The organism is Corynebacterium heidelbergense (assembly GCF_028609845.1).
Taxonomy (GTDB): domain Bacteria; phylum Actinomycetota; class Actinomycetes; order Mycobacteriales; family Mycobacteriaceae; genus Corynebacterium; species Corynebacterium heidelbergense.
This window is the reverse complement of the sequence record NZ_CP063191.1, coordinates 256,589-274,948: the sequence shown is the minus strand read 5'-3', so window position 1 is coordinate 274,948 and position 18,360 is coordinate 256,589. Positions and strand designations below refer to the sequence as shown.

Here is an 18,360-nt window from a genome sequence, read left to right as displayed (position 1 = left end):
GCAGCTTCAGCCGACCCAGTGTGAATCGCATTACCCCTGTTCGGGGAGGTCTCCCCGATTACTCGGTGGCACTATCTCCCCATCCACCGTCTCGATGTCCTCTTCGATCTCCACCGGCTCGATGGGCCGGGGGCGGGCGTGACGTGCCTCCGGGGCACGGTGCCGACCTCCCCGCATCCGCTGCCCCTCGGAGCGCCGGCGCACCGCGGTGGGACTGAGTTGGACGGCACTACTCTCCCCGTCCTGGAAGATCGTCGCCTCCGTGTCTTCTCCCCGATAGACGCGGGGCTGTCCTGCGGCGTTCCGGCTGTCGATGTGGTCAGGGTCCTCCCCGATGGAGGGGATCTCGGGGTGTTGCGTGTCCAGATCGTCGCCGATGCGGGAAGAGGCGAAGTGCCCGGTGTTCCCCTCGGCGCGGGCGGTAAAACGGCTGGGGAACTCCGGGGGGTCGACGGGCCTGGTGACGTCCGGCCGAGTGTTATCCTCTGCGGCCCCCTGCGCGGAGGAGTCCCCCGCCTCGGAGGCGGCAGCTCTCCCCCCACTGGCCTGGTCATTCTGGCGCACAGAGCCCGTGCTCGTGGCGTCCGTGACTGGCTGCGCTGACTCCGCTGCTGCAGCAGGCTCCCCGGCGAATCCCTGCCCGGCAGACTCGGCCCCCAACGGCCTGTCCCCCAAAGCCTCGGCCCCCAACGGCCTGTCCCCCGCAGGCGCATCCGCTACGGCCCGCAGGAAGGAGCGGGGAGCGCCCGCCCGCTCCGCCTCGGCAGGTTCTTGGGGCTGTTCGCCGGAGCGGGCGGCCGGCGGATCGATGTGCACGTCCGTGAGGAACAGTGGCCGGGTGGGATCCGCGAGCTCGCGGTCCACGACAGTGGTCGTAGTGGTGGGCGGGAGCACCATCGCAGCATCCGCGAGCACCACCATGTGGGGCACAATCGCGTCCCACACGCTCAACTCGAGGCGGCGCGAGACCCGTAACACGAGCCACTGATCCCCCCACACGACATCCGAGACAACCTCGGATAGTGCTGCTAGGCCATCCTCCACCCGGGAATCCAACATGCGGTCCAGGGCCCGTACATCGGTGGTGTAGCCGAAGTACGGGGGCTGATCCAACAGCTCGGAACGGCGCATTCCCGCCGGTACCGCCTCTTGTCGGGAGTAGTGCACCGACACGTCGGAGGCCTGCGCACGCCGCATGGCCATGAGGGTGCCCGCGCCCACGTCGGCGATGTGAAGGGGGTGGCCCTCGAAGAATCCGCTGACCACGTCGCGGGCGGGGGCCGTGTGCTCCGGGTCTACGGCGGTGATAATGCTGCTCGGCCACTGCCGGGGCAGCTCTTTATCCTCCCGGGCGAATTCCGCTTCGTGGGCGGCGGCCCAGGTCTTTCGGCGGCGTTTGCGGGAGGATGTGACTGGCCGATTGTCAGGTTGTTTCGGGCGCGCGGGAGATGGCATCGTCCGTGATCCAGACCGCCACAATAACCCGGCCGCGGCGAGGAGCAATGCCACGCCCGCAACCAAAATAATGAGAGAACCGTTCACAGCCACCCACCTAGCCCGCCGCGCGGGGCCGCGCTACTCGTTAGCGGCAGCGTAGGCTTCCGCGTCCATGAGATCGCCGGGCTCCGTGACCTCTACCTCGTACAACCAACCCTCGTTGTACGGGTCCTCGTTGATCAGCCCGGCGTTGTCCTCCAGGGCCTCGTTGACGGCGGTGATCTTGCCGGAGACGGGAGCGTAGATGTCGGAGACGGACTTGGTGGATTCCACCTCGCCGAAGGCCTCGCCGGCCTCTACCTCGGTATCCACCTCGGGTAGGTCCACGTAGACGATTTCGCCCAGCGCCTCGGCGGCGATGTGGGTGATGCCAACACGAACGGTGTCACCTGCTGCGACGGCGGAGGCGTTGATCCACTCGTGCTCTTCGGAGTACTGGTAGTCGGTGGGCAGCGCGGTCATTGCTTCTCCAATGGGGGGTTGTTGGGATTCGTTAACTTTATACCAGCGCCGGAACCACGACCCGGGGCTGGATGCGACGGGGAAAGGGGCTTACTTCTCGCGGGAGTAGAAGGGCAGCTCCACTACCGTGAAGGGCTGGCGCTTGCCGCGGATATCCACTTCCACAGTGGCGCCGGTTTCCACAGCCCCCTTCGAGACGTAGGCCATCGCGACCGGGTGCCCGAGCGTGGGCGATAGGGCCCCGGACGTGACGCTGCCGATCTGATCCCCACCGCTGAGGTGCACCGGGTAACCGGACCGGGCGGCGCGGCGGCCCTGACCGGACAGCCCGATGAGGACCTGCTGGGTGCCCTGTTCCTTGGCCGCGAGGATTGCCTCCCGGCCCACGAACTCGGGCTTGGACTTGGTTGCGGCGAGGATGCCCAGTCCGGCGTCCACTGGGGTGAGTTCCCGGGACAGCTCATTGCCGTACAGGGGCATGCCGGCCTCCAGGCGCAGGGTGTCCCGGCTGGCCAGGCCGCAGGGCAGCCCCTCGTGGGAGCGAGCCGTGGCAAGGGCGGCAGCCCACACGTCGGCGGCACCGTCGTTGTGCACGATGATCTCGAAGCCATCCTCACCGGTGTATCCGGTACGGGCGATGAGGGCCGGCTGGCCGGCGGTGACCCCGCGGAAGGCGGCGTAGTAGTTCAACCCCTCGATGGCTTCAGCAACCGTGGAGCCGGCACCCGAGGCCTCCGGCGCCTCCACGACGTTGTCCACGATCTCCCGCATGACGGCCACGGCCTGCGGGCCCTGAACGGCAACCATGGAGGTCTGTTCGGATTCGTTGGCCACCGTGACGTCGAAGGCCTCCGCCCGCTGCTGCAGGGCCTCGGCGACAGCGGGGACGTTCCCGGCGTTGGGGACGACGAGGAACTCTTCGTCGGCGAGGCGGTAGGTGATGAGGTCGTCAATGATGCCGCCGTCTTCCTGGCAGATCATGGAGTACTTGGCCTTGCCCACCTTCACGGCGGAGAGCTTGGAGATGAGGGCATGATCGAGGAATTTCGCGGCTTGCGGGCCGGTGACGCGCACCTCCCCCATGTGGGAGAGGTCGAACACGCCCACCTTCTCGCGGACGGCGCGGTGCTCGTCGAGCTCGCTGGTGTACTTCAGGGGCATGTCCCAGCCACCGAAGTCGGTGAAGCGGGCACCGAGGGAGGCGTGGACGTCGTAGAGCGCGGTGCGCTTGGGGGAGGCAGTCATGGGGGAGATCACTGACCTTTCGAAGGATAGGGAATCGGAGGGCGCGGTTGGCGGAGAAGGGGGCACGCGAAGCGGGGGCGGCTAGGTGGCCATCGGCCCGCCGGTGTACTCGGTGTCCTTGCCAGCTTCCTCCCCGTTGATGGCGTATTCGTCGATCTGGGGGCAACTGCACACGAGGTTGCGATCCCCGTAGGCGTTGTCGATGCGGCGCACGGGCGGGAAGTACTTCGTGTGGCGTAGCCCGGGGACTGGGAAGGCCGCTTGGGATCTGCTGAAGTGGCCGCTGCTGATGGCGTCCTCAAAATCATCCCGGGTGACGGAGTAGGCGGTGAAGGGGGCATGACGCAGCACGGAATCCTCGGCGGCCACCTTCCCCTCTAGTACTTCCGTGATCTCGGCGTGGATGCTGCGCATGGCCTCGATGAACCGGTCCAGTTCCCCCTTGTCCTCGGATTCGGTGGGCTCCACCATGAGGGTGCCGGCGACGGGGAAGGCAAGGGTGGGTGCGTGAAATCCGTAGTCCATGAGCCGCTTGGTCACATCCTCCGCGGTGATGCCGGAGCGCTTAGTTAGTTGGCGCAGATCCAGGATGCACTCGTGGGCGACCAGCCCGTTTTCACCCTTGTACAGCGTGGGGAAGTAGTCCTCTGACTGCTGGGAGACGTAGTTGGCGTTGACCAGGGCCATGCGGGAGGCCTCGGTGAGCCCTTCGTCGCCCATCATCGCGATGTAGGCCCAGGTGATGGGCAGCACCCCGGCGGAGCCGTACTTCGCGGCAGATACTGGCTGGCCAGCGGCATCCACGTTGTCGGACAGATCCGCAGTGGGATCGGAGGGCAGGAAGGGGGCAAGGTGTTCCGCCACGCAGACCGGGCCCACGCCGGGGCCGCCGCCGCCGTGGGGGATGGTGAAGGTCTTGTGCAGGTTGAGGTGGGATACGTCCCCGCCGAACTCACCGGGCTGGGCCAGGCCGACGAGGGCGTTGAGGTTGGCCCCGTCGATGTAGACCTGTCCCCCTGCGGCGTGGACCTTGTCGCAGACGGTGCGGACCTGCTCCTCGTACACCCCGTGGGTGGAGGGGTAGGTGATCATGATGCCCGCGATCTCGGCACCGTGCTTGTCCAGTTGATTGTCCAGGTCATCCAGGTCAATGGACCCGTCCTCGGCGGACTTCACGGCAACGACCTTCAGGCCGGCCAGGGCGGCGGAGGCGGCGTTGGTGCCGTGCGCGGAGGTGGGGATGAGGATCTTGGTGCGCTGCGAATCACCGTTGGCCCGGTGGTAGCGGGCGATGGCGAGCAGGCCGGAGAATTCGCCCTGGGAGCCGGCGTTGGGCTGCACGGATACCCGCGCGTATCCCGTAATCTTTGCCAGCCGCTCCTCGAGATCGGCGATGAGTTCCAGCCACCCGGCGGCTTGCTCGACCGGGACGTGGGGGTGGATGCCGGCGAATTCGGGCCAGGTGATGGGCTCCATGGACACAGCGGCGTTGAGCTTCATGGTGCAGGAGCCGAGGGGAATCATCGTGCGATCGAGGGCAAGGTCGCGATCTGCGAGCATCCGCAGGTAACGCATCATCTGTGTCTCGGAGGTGAGGGTGGTGAAGATGGGGTGGGTAAGGATCTTGTCCTCCCGCAGCACCCCGGTCTCGCCGAGCGGCCCCTGGGTTAGGTCGAAGCCTTCGGAGTGCACCGTGGTGTGCTCACCGGCGAGAACCCGGATGATTTCGGCGATGTCCGCGTCCGTGGTGGATTCGCCCACGGAGATGCCCACGAAGGTGTCGTCGACCCGCCGCAGGTTGTAACCCGCGTCGCAGGCTGCGGCCAGGGCGGCGTCCGATCCGCCGAGGCGGGAGGCGTCCACGGTGACGGTATCGAAGAAGGTGTCGTGGGCGAGGGTCAGGCCCGCTTCGGAGAGCCCAACTGCCAGGGCGACGGCGCGGGCGTGAATGGCGGTGGCGATGGTGCGCAGGCCGGCGGGGCCGTGCCAGACGGCGTAGAAGCCGGCGATAACGGCGAGGAGCGCCTGGGCGGTGCAGATGTTGGAGGTCGCCTTGTCCCGGCGGATGTGCTGTTCGCGGGTCTGTAGGGCTAGGCGGTAGGCCGGGGCGCCCTCTGCATCCTTGGACACACCCACGATGCGCCCGGGCATCTTGCGTTGCATGTTGTCCGTGCAGGCCATGAATGCAGCGTGGGGGCCGCCGTAGAAGAGAGGGACGCCAAACCGCTGCGCGGATCCAACGGCGATGTCCGCCCCGAGGGAACCCGGGGAGGCCACAAGGACCTGGGCCATGAGGTCGCACGCCACCGTGACGAGGCCGCCGGCGGACTTGATTGCTTCGATGGTGCCGGAGATGTCGCGGACGAGGCCGGTGCTGCCGGGGTTGGAGATGACGGCGCCCACGAGGTTCTCCGGTAGTTCCGTGTCTTCGTTGACGTCCACGATCTCCACCGGGATGCCCGCCGCTTCCGCCCGCGCCAGCGTGACGGACAGGGACTGCTGGTGGAGCGCGGCATCGAGCAGGACCACGCCCCCGGCCTTGGCTGCCTTGGTGTTGGCCCGGGCCATCATCTGGACGGCTTCGGCCACGGCGGTAGCTTCGTCGAGGAGGGATGCGCCGGCGGTGCTGAGCCCCGTCAGATCCTGCACCGCGGTCTGGAAGTTGAGAAGGGCCTCGAGCCGACCCTGGGAGATTTCCGGTTGGTAGGGCGTGTAGGCCGTGTACCACGCCGGGTTTTCCACGACGTTGCGGCGGATCACTGCGGGGGTGATGGTGTCGTAGTACCCGGCCCCGATCAGTTGTTTCTTAGTGACGTTCTTAGCGGCGAAGCGCCGGAGAGCGGCGAGGGTTTCCACCTCGTCGAGGGCTGGGGGAAGCCCGATGGGGCCCTGCTGCTTGATGCTGCGGGGGATGGCTGCGTCCGCCAGGTCGGCGGCGGTGTCGAAACCAAGGCTGGACAGGATCTCCCTGGTATCGGCGGGATTTGGGCCGATATGGCGGGTGGCAAAAACATCGTGAGCTGAAGCCATGGGCTGAGGAACTTTCTTTTCGGGTCCGTCGGGCGCGTCGAAACGTTCCTCCCCGCTCTGTCTTCGGTACCTGAGAGTTTGTGCTCCTTCGGCGCTCGCGCGCGGACGACGGCGCGCGGGTCTTTCCAGAGTTGCCTTGCCACGGCGGTACGGGGGCCTGAGAGATTGGCTCGGGGAGGAGTTTGCTCCGTCGGCGGCCGGCGCTGAAACGTCCGGGCCTCTCCCACCGTGGCTGATAGCGGCGTGTTGTGAAGTTGTTGCGACCAATGATAGCGGGCGAATGGGACAGATCCCTAGGCAGAGCAGGACTCACCTCCTGCGATCCGGTCCCCCGAACCGCGCTAGGTATTCGCGCTCCCGCTGTGGGAAAGTCCAATCCCTCCACGGGGTGGCGAAGAACGCCAAGACCGCGGACCCCACCACCCCGGTGAACAGCAGGGCCCCCGCGATGATCGTCAACCCGGGCCCTCCCCCGATGCCGAAGGCCAGGGCCAGCAGCAAGGTGCCCACTATGCCCGCGAGCGCCATCGCCCCGTAGAACACGTTGACTGGGTGCAGCCTGTGCCCATAGGTACCGTGATGCGTCATCAACAAGGGCAGCGCCTGTAGTGCCAGCAGTATGAGGAAGTACGTTGCGGCAATCTGGTGGACAGCCACGCTACCGATCACCCGCGGCAAGCCAGTGACGGCCAGCAGCATCCACACCACGCACAGCAGGCACAGGATGCGACGGGACATGTTCCGGGAGTTTACTCCCCCCGAACGATCGGTTTGGTGGGGATGGCCGACCACTGCGACCAGCCGCCAATGAAGTTGCGGGCCCCGTAAATCCCCGCGTATTCCATCACCGCCAGGAACAGGGAGGAGTGCAGCCCGGAGCCGGAGTAGACCGCCACGCTACGCCCGTCCGTGATCCCGTGGCGGCTTAGCACGTCGCGAACGGTTTCGGGCCCAGCGATCGTGCCATTGGCGTCCTGAAATTCCTTGACCGGAATATTGACGGCACCGGGAATATGACCGGCCTGGTGATCGAACTGCTCCTTCTTCCCGGTGAACCGAGAATTCTCGCGGGCATCCACGAGCAGATGGTGCTCCGCGAAACTCTCCACGTCGTCGATGAATAGCTGCGGCATGCTGCCCGGTTTGACGGTGACGTCCCCCCGCCCCCGCAGCGCACCGATGCCCCCGGCCACGTCCCCGCCGGCGGCCTCCCACGCCTTCGTCCCCCCGTTGAGGATCCGCACGTTGTCCACCCCTGCCCACCGGAACACCCACCAGGCCCGGGCGGCGTAGAGGTTGGAGCCCGCATCGTAGATCACGACCTGCCGGTCCTGTTTCACGCCCCAGTCGTCGAAGCTCTTCTGCAGGTCCTTGACGCTCGGCAGGGGGTTTCGCCCGTACTCCCGGGTGGGAATGGCCGCGAGGTGTTGAAGGGGGTTACAGAACATGGCGCCGGGGATGTGCTGCCCCGCATAGGCTTCCCATGCGCTGTTCTCGGACTTCGCCCAGTGGGAATCGATGATGGTCATGCGCTCGCCGCGGTTGTAGGCGGCGAGGAGTTCTTCCCCCGAGATGAAGGGGGACAGCAGGTGGCTCATGGGTCCCTAGCTTAGTGGCGGAAAAGTGGGTGGGGCCCGGTGCGTTGCGTAGCGTTTGCCCAGAGTTTCGGTGCCCGTTGCATGCCGCGCGGGTCCGCCGAGAGTCAGAGCCAGCCGCGTTCCCGGGCGCGCTGGTAGGCGTCGAACCGGTTGGCCGCGCCGAGTTTTGCCATTGCCGAGCTGAGGTAGTTCCGCACGGTTCCGGGTGCCAGTCGCACGCTTGCGGCGAGCTCGTCCACCGAATTACCCCGCCCCGCCAGTTCCAGTAGCTCCGTCTCCCTGTCGGTGAGCGGTGATTCTCCGGCGTCTATGGCGGCTGCGGCAACGTCTGGATCTATATGACGCCGCCCCCCGTAAACCGTCCGGACCGCCGCGGCGAATTCCTCAGCACTCGCGGTCTTGGGCAGGAACCCGCGAACACCGGCCCGCAGCGCGCGTTTAAGCCCCCGGGGCCGGGCGTGGCTGGTCACGATCATGACCGCGGCGTTTTCGTTCTGAGCTCGCAGCCGCTTCGCCGTGTCTACCCCGTCCATGCCACCCATCTGGAAGTCCACGACACACACGTCCACGGGGTGAGTGGCGCACCACGCCACCAGTTCCTCCCCGGAGCTGCAGGTTCGCACCAGATCGATATCCTCTTCGAGGGACAGCAGCGTGCCTAGCGAGCTGGCTATTAGCTCCTCGTCGTCGGCGATAGCGACCCGGATCGGCATGGTTTAGGCCTCTCTTTGTTCAGGCAGGCCCAGGGTGACAAGGAAGGTGCCCCGAGGGTCCCGCTGCAGCGTAACGGTAGTGCCGAGGGCCTCACCCCGGCGGCGAATTGAGTCCAACCCACCCGGTGGACCCACCGGGAGGTGTGCACCGTCGTTGTACACGGAGATCTCCTTTTCGGAAACCCGGAACTTCGTGTGGGTAGCTTGTGAATGGCGCAGGACGTTGGTGGCCGCTTCCCGGATGAACCAGGCAGCGAGAACATGGAACCGCTGCGGCACAGCCGTCGGCGACCCTTCAGCGCAGACCTCGATCCCCGCCTGCTTCAACAATTCGATGGACCGATACCACTCAACCGATAGATCAATTTCGCGATAACCCTGAACCACCTGCCGCATTTCGGCCGTGGATGTTGCAGCCAACTGCTGAATGGCTTTGATCTCATCTAAGAACCGGCTGTCATCCCGCTGCGCCAGGGCCTTAGCGAGTTCGGCCTTAACGGAAATCGCCGCCAGGTGCTGGCCCATCGTGTCGTGGAGCTCCTGGGCAATACGCAGGCGTTCTTCGGAGACTCTGAGGCTCGCTTCCAATCTGCGGGATCTTTCGAGTTCTCGGATGACGTCCATACCCCATGCCGAGAGCAGCGTCGTTGGGGTGGAACTCAACACGCCGATCAGAGGTGGCCACAGGCCCCATCGGCGGCAGAACACGGTGATGATTACCGCCAGGCCTAGCCACCACCACCACTTGTGCGATAACCATGGGATAAAAGCGAAGCCCAGGGTGATTGCCGACCACACCGCCGAGTAGTAACCGGCGACCCGCCACACCTCACTGCCCACGGTCAGGGCGAAGAGGCCCACGGCGATGATTGCGGCGCATAGTGCCATGCTCCCAAGGAACCGCCTGGGGTTGTTGGCCGGTTTATCTACGTGCAGTCGCGGGGCTATGCCGAACTCCACCAACCCCAGCAAGGTGGCCGCCACCATGGCGCCCATGGACACAAGTAGAGGGAACAATCCCTCGGTCGCCGTGTACTTGCTTTGATAACCGTCATAGAACACGACAGCGAAAACCAGGAAGAAGCACGCGTAACTGACCTGGAGGGAGGTGCGCGTCATCAGCGCGTACCGCGCCGTGGAACTGGCCGGGAGGATGGACTTCACGAGCGTTAAACCTCGGTTGTGTGGCGGGGTTGGCTGCGGACATTCGCGGGGAGTGAACTGACGGGGGCGGGCAGGGTCCCGGCACCACCAAATCAACGGATGATTACCGGTGCGTCTCCCACCGCATGTAGTACCTGGCGGCTACCCCCAGGATCATGCACCACACGGCGAGCTTAATCAGCGCCTCCCATCCACCGGCGGACATCCCCTCGGAAGCGGCGCCCCAACCGTGGTAGACCAAATCAACGCAGTTGCCGAAGGGATTGTTCTTGGCCAAGTCCTGCGCCCATTCCGGGAGCATCCCACGGTAAACGCCCATGGATCCGATCGCCAGAAGGTACACCGGCAGAGACGTCACTTGGGACGCCTCAGCATTCTTAGTGACCGCGGAGGTAAGGAGCGCCAGCGAACCGGCCACAACGATGAAGCCCAGGGTGCCCGCCACCAGAAAGAGCGCGTTGGCGGGGGTTTGTCCGCTCACGACCGCGCAGCCGACACCGAGCGCGAGCGCCACGCCCACCACGATTGTCGCTCCCGGTGTGCACAACGCCGCCAGAATCTCGACATCCCGGGCCTCCCCCGTGCGCAACCGCTTCAACACGCCCTCATCGCGCCTGGTAGTCGCCATGCTCAGGATCGAATAGAACAAGACGTTGACCCCCGCCAAGATTAGCATGACGTCGAACGTTGCGGCATTGCGCACCGCCCGTGTGGCCGGATCAGCTCCGCCATTCAACTGCGTGAAGACGAAGACCGGCAGGCCAATGCACGTAGTTAGTAGCAGAAAGATCATCACCCGGTTCCGGCGGAATTGGAGCCATTCGGCTCTGGCGAGGGACCGAAATCTCCCCGCGGCAGAATTCTTGCGCCCCGCGCTGATCGGAGCGGGGGCGGTCCCAGCGGCGGCGGTCCCAGCGGGCGCCGGATCATACGGCATGGTTTTCACGGTTTTCCTCCTCAGGTGTTTACGAATTAAATTGCGACTGCCCGCTCCCGATCCCTGCCCGACAAAAGAGCCGGGGGCTGCGCGATTACATGTGGGCATGGGACGCGGTTTTCCCCGCGATGTTGAGAAAGACGTTGTCTAAACTGGCCGGTTGAGCGGCAAAGTTCAGCAGTTGGATCCCCTGTGAATCTGCCCAAGACAGCACCTGCAGGCAGTGCCGCTGGAGCTCGGGGGTCCGGATGACTAAACGGGTTCCGTCTTGGAGGACGGAGGTGCCGGGGAGCTCGGGCAGCGGGGTAGCCGGCGCATTCAGGTCAAACCGAATCTCGGCTGGGACTGTGGAGACCAATTCACTGAGGGTCCCCTCCACCTCGATCCGTCCCTGGTGCATGATCGCGATGCGGTCGCACAAGTGCTCCGCTTCTTCCAAGTAATGGGTGGTGAGAACCATAGTGACACCTTGCTGCTTGAGCTCTAGCAGTAGGTTCCACGTGTTTTGGCGCGATTCGGGGTCCAACCCGGTGGTGGGTTCGTCCAGGAAGAGGATGCTCGGGTTGCCCACCAGGGCGCAGGCAAGGTCCAGTCTGCGCTGCTCACCTCCGGACAGGCTGCCGACCTTGTGGGTAACACGATGGTTGAGCTTCACCTGGTCGAGGACCTGCTCGACAGGCTGCGGGGAGGAGCATGTTCCTGCCCACATCCGCATGGTCTCGGCTACGGTGAGTTCCTGGGGCAATCCGCCGTGCTGGAGCATCACGCCCATGTGGGGTCGCAATACCTTTCGATCACCGATGGGATCCTTGTCCAGCATCCGCACGGTTCCATCGGTCCGCCGGGCAAGCCCCTCCAGTACCTCGAGTGTGGACGTCTTGCCCGCTCCATTGGTCCCCAGCAGTCCGTAGCACTCGCCGCGGTGGATCGTGAAGCTAATCCGATCGACCGCAATGTGGTCCCGAAGGGTGGAATTGCGCTTCAAACCGGTAGCCCAGTTAATCCCGCTCTTGCCGTAGGCACGGGAGAAGTTCTTCACTCTGACGACTGCGTTCTTCATACCTTCAACTGTGGCGAGGTTGAACGCAGTCGGGCAGTGCTAGGCGTCACCAAATCGCCCGTGAAACCTCATAATTTTCACGTGACTTTTGTCATCTGACGCTCTTGGCACCGGTTGGATCCGGCCAGGCCACATCGGAGGTTCCACTGAATTTTCCAACCGCCAGCCACGTCGCCAAACCCCCCATTGGCACGGCCAGGAGTGGCCAAATGTAGATCGACGACGGCTCGTTGACGGCCATCAATCCCCCAATCCAGGTGCTGGTTAACCCAACGCTGGCGAGGGTCAGTAGGAACCGACACCAAAATGAAGTGCGGTAGTAACTCGTGGCGGCGACAAAGAATGCTGCCCCAATGAGTAAGACCCATAGCACGGGCTCGAACATGAGGAACACCCCGGGAATACTCGCCAGCGCATACCACCACATCGCCTTAGCCACTGCGGGCGGTATTTGCGAGGAGCCGCCCCGACGCTGCGGAAGCACACAGCCGACCAAGACCAAGACAGCGATTATCCCGAGCAACCAGGCAGTGACCCTTTGTGGTTCCGTATAAAGCACGGTCAGCGCCGCAGCCGAGTAAAGCGAAAAACGCGCCGCCGGTAGTTGGTGCGCGTGGGTCGCAGCTGGGAGGAACAGAACCCCCGCGATGATGCCGCACCAGCTCAGGCCTAGGCCCCCAAAGCGCTCCCCGTGCAAAGCATCCCTCGATACCCAGACCAGGAAAAGCAACGCGACGAAAGCTAGGGCGCGAACGAAGATGTGGCTTTTAGAGCGGTTCATTCCACTGATTGTAGATCGGGGCGAAGGCACCATGGGCGCACACCGGCTTTTCGTTCACCTATTTTGCTGGTCTCAAGTCTTTCCTCTGCCAGTCAAGCCTTCGCGGCTTGTGTCACATCAGGCGTCAAATGGCAGACGGCCAACTGACCCACCACCCCACGGGCCCCTAGAAAAGCCCCGTGGGTTCGTCGTCGTAGGACCACAGTAGGTTCTTCGTCTGCTGGTAGTGGTCCAGCATCATGAGGTGCGTTTCCCTGCCCAGCCCAGATTTCTTGTACCCGCCGAAGGCAGCGTGAGCCGGATACGAGTGGTAGTTGTTAATCCACACTCGTCCGGATTGGATTGCCCGGCCCGCCTTGTACGCTGTGGTCCCATTTCGGGTCCACACTCCAGCTCCCAGGCCGTATTCCGTGTCATTCGCGATCCGAATGGCCTCGTCGAAGTCGCGGAATGTTGTGACGGCTAGCACCGGACCAAAGATCTCCTCCTGGAACAAGCGCATATTATTCGTCCCTCTGAAGATGGTGGGTTCGATATAGAACCCACCGGAGCGCTCCGAAATGTCGCTTATCCCACCGCCGGTAAGCACCTCGGCCCCCTCTTCCGGCCCGGATTGGAGATGACCGGTGATCTTGTCCATCTGCTCCTGGGATGCCTGCGCACCCATCATCACGTCGGTATCCAGCGGGTTTCCGGTTCGAATCCCACGCACCTTGGCGATGGCAAGATCCAGAAATTCCTCCGCGATATCCCCGTGCACCAACGCACGGGAAGGACACGTACACACTTCCCCCTGGTTGAGCGCAAACATCGCCAGCCCCTCCACGCACTTTCGCCGAAAAGCGTCGTCGAGGTCCATAACGTCCTTGAAGAACACGCTGGGCGATTTTCCGCCTAGCTCCAGCGTAACCGGAATTAATTTGTCTGCGGCGGCCCGGTTGATGACCTTCCCGATCTCGGTGGACCCGGTGAATGCAATCTTGTCGATTCTTTCGGACGCCGTGAGCGCTGCGCCGGCTTCTTCTCCCAACCCGTTGACTACATTCAGCACCCCGGCGGGGAGGAGGTCTTCAATGAGTTCCACGACCAACAAGATGGAGGCCGGGGTCTGTTCGGCTGGTTTGAGAACGATGCAGTTTCCGGCTGCTAAGGCAGGGGCGATCTTCCATGCGGCCATGAGGATGGGGAAGTTCCATGGGATGATCTGCCCGACGACTCCAAGCGGCTCGTGGAAGTGATACGCAACGAGGTTGTCGCTGATTTGGGACGTCCGATCTTCTTGGGCGCGGATCACTCCGGCGTAGTACCGGAAATGGTCGACGGCCAGCGGAATATCGGCCGCGAGGGTCTCGCGCACGGCCTTGCCGTTGTCCCAGCTCTCCGCAACGGCCAGGCTCTCGAGGTTCTGTTCGAGCACGTCCGCAATCTGCAACAGCACTGCGGCTCTGTCCGCAACACACGTCGCGGCCCACCCCGCTTTCGCGGAATGAGCCGCGTCGAGTGCCCTGTCGATATCCACGGCGGTCGATCGTGGCACCTGACAGAAGACTTCCCCGGTGATGGGGGTGACGTTGTCCAGGTACCGCCTCTTGGCTGGAGGGACCCGCTGCCCGCCGATGTAGTTTTCGTAGCGCTTCTTGAAGGTGACGATGGCGCCGTCCGTACCGGGATCTGCGTAGACAGTCATGGCGAACAGAGAGTCCTTTCCCTCGGGTCCACGCTGGCCCGTGCCCCGTCAGGACCCAATGATTTTGGGGCCAAATGTGTTGTGGATCACACTGTAGCCCAAAATCCTAGGCGCCGCCGTCAGAACGCTCCTCGTCGTCACCCACCGCTGCGATGCTCAGCGAGTCCGCATCATCGGCGGCGACATCCACCCGCACGGTATCGCCGTCGCGCACATCACCGGCCAAAAGCCTGCGCGCCAGCTCGTCGCCGATGGCCTTCTGAATCAGTCGGCGCAACGGACGGGCACCATAGGCGGGGTCGTATCCCCGCTCCGCCAGCCAGGCCTTCGCCGCATCCGTGACGTCCAACGTCAACCGTCGGGCGGCGAGCCGATCGGCCAGGCCGCGGATCTGGATGCTGACGATGGACTCGAGCTGCTCCTCGCTGAGCGGCTTGAACACCAATACATCGTCCAACCGGTTGACGAACTCCGGCTTGAAGGCCGCCTTCACGGCGGCCATGACCTGCTCTTCGGTTCCGCCGGCGCCCAGGTTGGAGGTGAGGATCAGGATGGTGTTCCGGAAGTCCACGGTGCGGCCCTGGCCGTCGGTCAACCGTCCCTCGTCGAGCACTTGCAGGAGCACATCGAACACATCGGGGTGCGCCTTCTCCACCTCGTCGAAGAGGACCACTGTGTAGGGTCGGCGGCGCACTGCCTCCGTCAATTGGCCCCCGGCGTCGTAACCGACATATCCGGGAGGGGCACCAACCAGGCGCGCGACGGAATGCTTCTCGCCGAATTCGGACATGTCGATCCGAACCATGGCGTGCTCATCGTCGAAGAGGAACTCCGCCAGCGCCTTAGCCAGCTCTGTCTTGCCCACACCCGTGGGCCCCAGGAAGAGGAAGGAGCCCGTGGGGCGGTTAGGATCGGCGACCCCGGCACGGGCCCGGCGAACGGCATCGGACACGGCCATGACGGCGCTATCCTGGCCGACTACTCGCGCAGAGAGCGCCAGCTCCATGGCCAGCAGCTTCTCGGATTCGCCCTGGAGCATCTTGCCGGCGGGAATGCCGGTCCAGGCGCTGACCACCTCCGCAATGGTGTCCGGGGTGACCTCCTCCGTGAGCATCATGTCCCCGCCGCTGGCCTGCGCTTCCGCGACGGACTCCTCTGCGGCGGCCAGGCGCTTTTCCACATCCGGGATGCGCCCGTAGCGCAGCTCGGCGACCTTGGCGAAGTTGCCATCGCGCTCGGCGATTTCCGACTCGCGGCGGAGATTGTCCAGCTCCTCCTTGATTTCGCGGAGGGAGTCGATCCCGGCCTTCTCGTTATCCCAGCGGGCCACAAGCCCGGCCAGCTTCTCCTTCTCATCGGCCAACTCGCTGCGCAGCAGCTCGAGTCGGTCCTTGGAGGCGGCGTCCGTCTCCTTCTCCAGCGCCATCTCCTCGATCTCGAGGCGCCGCACCACGCGCTCGGCGTTGTCGATTTCCTCCGGGCGGGAGTCGATCTCCATCCGCAGGCGGGAGGCGGCCTCATCCACGAGGTCGATGGCCTTGTCCGGCAGGAACCTGCTGGTGATGTAGCGATCGGACAGCGTGGCGGCGGCGACGAGCGCGGAATCCTGGATCCGCACGCCGTGGTGCACCTCGTAACGCTCCTTGAGGCCGCGCAGGATGCCGATCGTGTCCTCCGGCGTCGGCTCGCCCACGAAGACTTGCTGGAACCGACGCTCGAGGGCCGCGTCCTTCTCGATGTACTTGCGGTATTCGTCCAGGGTCGTGGCACCCACGAGCCGCAGCTCTCCGCGGGCCAGCAGCGGCTTGATCATGTTGCCCGCGTCCATGGCGGAGTCCCCGCCGGCCCCGGCGCCGACGATCGTGTGTAGCTCGTCGATGAAGGTCACGACCTCCCCGCCGGAGTCCTTGATCTCGTCGAGGACGGCCTTGAGCCGCTCTTCGAATTCACCGCGGTACTTCGCGCCCGCGAGCATGGAGCCGAGGTCCAGGGCGATGAGCTTCTTGCCGCGCAGGGATTCCGGCACGTCCCCGGCCACGATGCGCCGGGCCAGACCCTCCACGATGGCGGTTTTCCCCACACCGGGTTCGCCGATGAGTACGGGGTTGTTCTTCGTGCGCCGGGACAGCACCTGCACAACGCGGCGGATTTCCTGGTCGCGCCCGATGACGGGGTCGATCTTGCCCTCCCGAGCGCGGGCGGTGAGGTCGGTGGAGTACTTCTCCAGCGCCTGGAACTGCCCCTCGGGTTCCTCGGTGGTGACCTTCCGGTTGCCGCGGACGGATTCAAAGGCCGCCTTGAGGTTGTCGAAGCTGCCGCCGAGGTTGTTGAGCAACGTGGCGGCGTCCGAGGTGCCCTTGGCGATGCCGGCGAGGAGGACCTCCGTGGATACGTAGGCGTCCCCGATCTCCCCGGCCAGCTCTTGCGCGGCGGTCATGGCGTTGACGGCATCCCGGTTGAACTGGGGGTTGGCCATGTTCGATCCGGAGGCCGAGGGGTATTCGGCGACGAGGGACTTGGCCTGCGCCAGCACACTGGGGGCGTTCACGCCCGCTGCGGTCAACACCGGCAGGGCGATCGAGTCCTCTTGCGAGAGCAGCGCGACAAGCAGGTGCGCTGGGCGGATGTCCGGGTTGCCTCGGGCGGAGGCGTCCTGCAGGGCCGCCTGCATGGCGGCGCGGGTCATGGTGGTTGGGGTGAAGGTGCTCATGTTTGTCGATTTCCCACTTTCTGAGTCGACGTTTCCGTCTTGAGTGTAGTTGAGTTCACCAGACTCAACCACACCAAGCCTGAGTCTGTTCCACTCAACTCAGGAAATTTTGTTCAACTCTGGTGCACCTGTCCCCGTGAGTTACTATGCACCGAAGGGCACACCAAGACGCAGGCCGTGAACCCGAGGAAAGGACGCGATCACGTGGGACGTCACTCCACCGATACGGAAGCAGGCATCAGCGCTGCCGTGTCCTTGGCGTTACCCCAAATCGATACCGCAATCCGCCACACCTGCGCCACCTTCCGCTCCATTGGCCCGGCCCCGGCCGCCATTCACCGCCCCGCCCTGGCCGGTCGCCCCGCAGCAGAAGCGATCTCCACCCCCGCCGATTGGTCGCACCTACCGGAACTCGGCAGCGACCACCACCGGGTAGATCCCCGCGGTCTCCTCGTCCGGTCCCTGCGCTTCCTCGCCTCCGGCATCACCGCCGATGGGGAGCTCGGGGAGGATCAGATCGAATTCCTCCAGAGCCTGGGCCGCGATTTCCGGAAGTTCGGTATTGAGGACGCCCACTACGGCGCGCTGGCCCTTGCTATCCGCCGGGGGTGGGAGGCCGCCGCCGACGCGGCCGAACCCCTGCGCCACGCCCGGATGCCCCGCGAGCTCGCGGACGCCGTGGACCTGTGTTGCCACGTCATGGCCGTCAGCGCCGCCGAGGATGCGGCCGCCGGCATGCCCGCGACGGTGGCCGCGAAAGTCATCGCCGCAGAACGCCGCTGCAGCGACGTCATCGTCGTCCGCGTGCAAATGGACCCACCCCGGCCGTGGTGGCCCGGCCAGTACGTGGAGGTCAATACCCCCTACACCCCGGACGTGTGGCGATACCTCTCCCCCGCGATCCCCTTCGACGAGCAGGGCCTGGCGGAGTTCCATATACGCGGCGTGGGGACCTTCTCTGATGCCGCGGTCCGGCACACGGAAGTGGGGGATGTGTGGGTGGTCGCCCAGGCCTACGGGGAGATGCAGCTCAACCCCCAACACGATGCCATCCTCGTCGCCGGGTCCACGGGCTTGGCCGCCTTGCGCGCCCTCATCCTGGACCTGTCCATCCATGCCGCTAAGCCGAAGATCAAGTTGTTCTACGGCGCCCAGAGCCCCGACGAGTTATATGAGCTGCCCGGCCTCAAGGGTTTCACCTCGGCCTGGGACTGGCTGGACGTGGTCCCCGTCGTGGAGCACGGGGATGCCGGCAGCGCCCACAACACCGCCACCCGCACCGCCCTCAACGAGCTCCCCTTGCGCCACGGGCGAGTAGCGGACGTGGCCGTGGAGTATGTGCGGGATCACCCCCGGTGGCTGGACGCGGACGTCCTCATCTCCGGCGGACCGAAGATGATCGCCTACTCCGCTGAGGCCTTCCAACGCGCTGGGGTGGACCCCGCCGCGATCCAATACGACCGGCATTAGAAAGAC

At 64.8% G+C, this 18,360-nt stretch carries 14 protein-coding genes and 2 riboswitches; of the genes, 1 reads left to right on the top strand and 13 read right to left on the bottom strand.

All coding sequences use genetic code 11. From position 1 onward, the window contains the following. Window positions 1-30: 30 nt before the first annotated feature. The 13 genes from CHEID_RS01100 to clpB all read right to left on the bottom strand — a co-directional run bounded on the left by CHEID_RS01100 (window position 31) and on the right by clpB (window position 16,884). Window positions 31-1,455, bottom strand: a complete 1,425-nt coding sequence (locus CHEID_RS01100) for a type III secretion system chaperone family protein (RefSeq protein ID WP_112769777.1) — start codon at window positions 1,453-1,455, stop codon at window positions 31-33. Window positions 1,456-1,575: 120 nt separating this feature from the next. Beyond that, on the bottom strand, window positions 1,576-1,959 hold the full coding sequence (gene gcvH, locus CHEID_RS01095; protein WP_112769776.1) for a glycine cleavage system protein GcvH: 384 nt from the start codon (window positions 1,957-1,959) through the stop codon (window positions 1,576-1,578). Window positions 1,960-2,049: 90 nt separating this feature from the next. Then, window positions 2,050-3,204: a glycine cleavage system aminomethyltransferase GcvT gene (gcvT, locus tag CHEID_RS01090; RefSeq protein ID WP_112769775.1), complete on the bottom strand. Its 1,155-nt coding sequence runs from the start codon at window positions 3,202-3,204 to the stop codon at window positions 2,050-2,052. Window positions 3,205-3,285: 81 nt separating this feature from the next. After that, on the bottom strand, window positions 3,286-6,234 hold the full coding sequence (gene gcvP, locus CHEID_RS01085) for an aminomethyl-transferring glycine dehydrogenase (protein ID WP_112769774.1): 2,949 nt from the start codon (window positions 6,232-6,234) through the stop codon (window positions 3,286-3,288). Between the two features lie 47 nt (window positions 6,235-6,281). Then, a riboswitch (glycine riboswitch) is annotated at window positions 6,282-6,368 on the bottom strand. Between the two features lies 1 nt (window position 6,369). Continuing rightward, window positions 6,370-6,470, bottom strand: a riboswitch (glycine riboswitch). A gap of 73 nt (window positions 6,471-6,543) precedes the next feature. Further along, complete coding sequence (locus tag CHEID_RS01080; protein WP_112769773.1) at window positions 6,544-6,972, bottom strand: hypothetical protein; 429 nt, start codon at window positions 6,970-6,972, stop codon at window positions 6,544-6,546. A gap of 11 nt (window positions 6,973-6,983) precedes the next feature. Next, a complete protein-coding gene (locus tag CHEID_RS01075; protein ID WP_273661187.1) occupies window positions 6,984-7,832 on the bottom strand; it encodes a sulfurtransferase in 849 nt (282 codons plus the stop codon). Between the two features lie 104 nt (window positions 7,833-7,936). Beyond that, complete coding sequence (locus CHEID_RS01070; RefSeq protein ID WP_112769295.1) at window positions 7,937-8,545, bottom strand: response regulator transcription factor; 609 nt, start codon at window positions 8,543-8,545, stop codon at window positions 7,937-7,939. A 3-nt stretch (window positions 8,546-8,548) separates the two neighbouring features. After that, window positions 8,549-9,709 carry a sensor histidine kinase gene (locus CHEID_RS01065; RefSeq protein ID WP_112769294.1) on the bottom strand — a complete coding sequence of 387 codons (1,161 nt, stop codon included), beginning with the start codon at window positions 9,707-9,709 and terminating at the stop codon, window positions 8,549-8,551. A 103-nt stretch (window positions 9,710-9,812) separates the two neighbouring features. Continuing rightward, complete coding sequence (locus tag CHEID_RS01060; RefSeq protein ID WP_238599294.1) at window positions 9,813-10,646, bottom strand: ABC transporter permease; 834 nt, start codon at window positions 10,644-10,646, stop codon at window positions 9,813-9,815. Window positions 10,647-10,740: 94 nt separating this feature from the next. Next, entirely contained in the window at window positions 10,741-11,706 is a 966-nt protein-coding gene (locus CHEID_RS01055; protein WP_112769292.1) for an ABC transporter ATP-binding protein, read from the bottom strand. 91 nt (window positions 11,707-11,797) lie between these two features. Next, window positions 11,798-12,487, bottom strand: coding sequence for a hypothetical protein (locus tag CHEID_RS01050; protein ID WP_112769291.1), 690 nt, complete (start codon window positions 12,485-12,487; stop codon window positions 11,798-11,800). Window positions 12,488-12,653: 166 nt separating this feature from the next. Beyond that, entirely contained in the window at window positions 12,654-14,174 is a 1,521-nt protein-coding gene (gene exaC, locus CHEID_RS01045; protein WP_112769290.1) for an acetaldehyde dehydrogenase ExaC, read from the bottom strand. A gap of 106 nt (window positions 14,175-14,280) precedes the next feature. Further along, complete coding sequence (gene clpB, locus CHEID_RS01040) at window positions 14,281-16,884, bottom strand: ATP-dependent chaperone ClpB (protein WP_112769289.1); 2,604 nt, start codon at window positions 16,882-16,884, stop codon at window positions 14,281-14,283. Between the two features lie 204 nt (window positions 16,885-17,088). Between clpB and CHEID_RS01035 the strand changes: the two genes are divergently transcribed. Next, entirely contained in the window at window positions 17,089-18,354 is a 1,266-nt protein-coding gene (locus tag CHEID_RS01035) for a flavohemoprotein (RefSeq protein WP_112769288.1), read from the top strand. The last annotated feature ends 6 nt before the right edge of the window (window positions 18,355-18,360 follow it).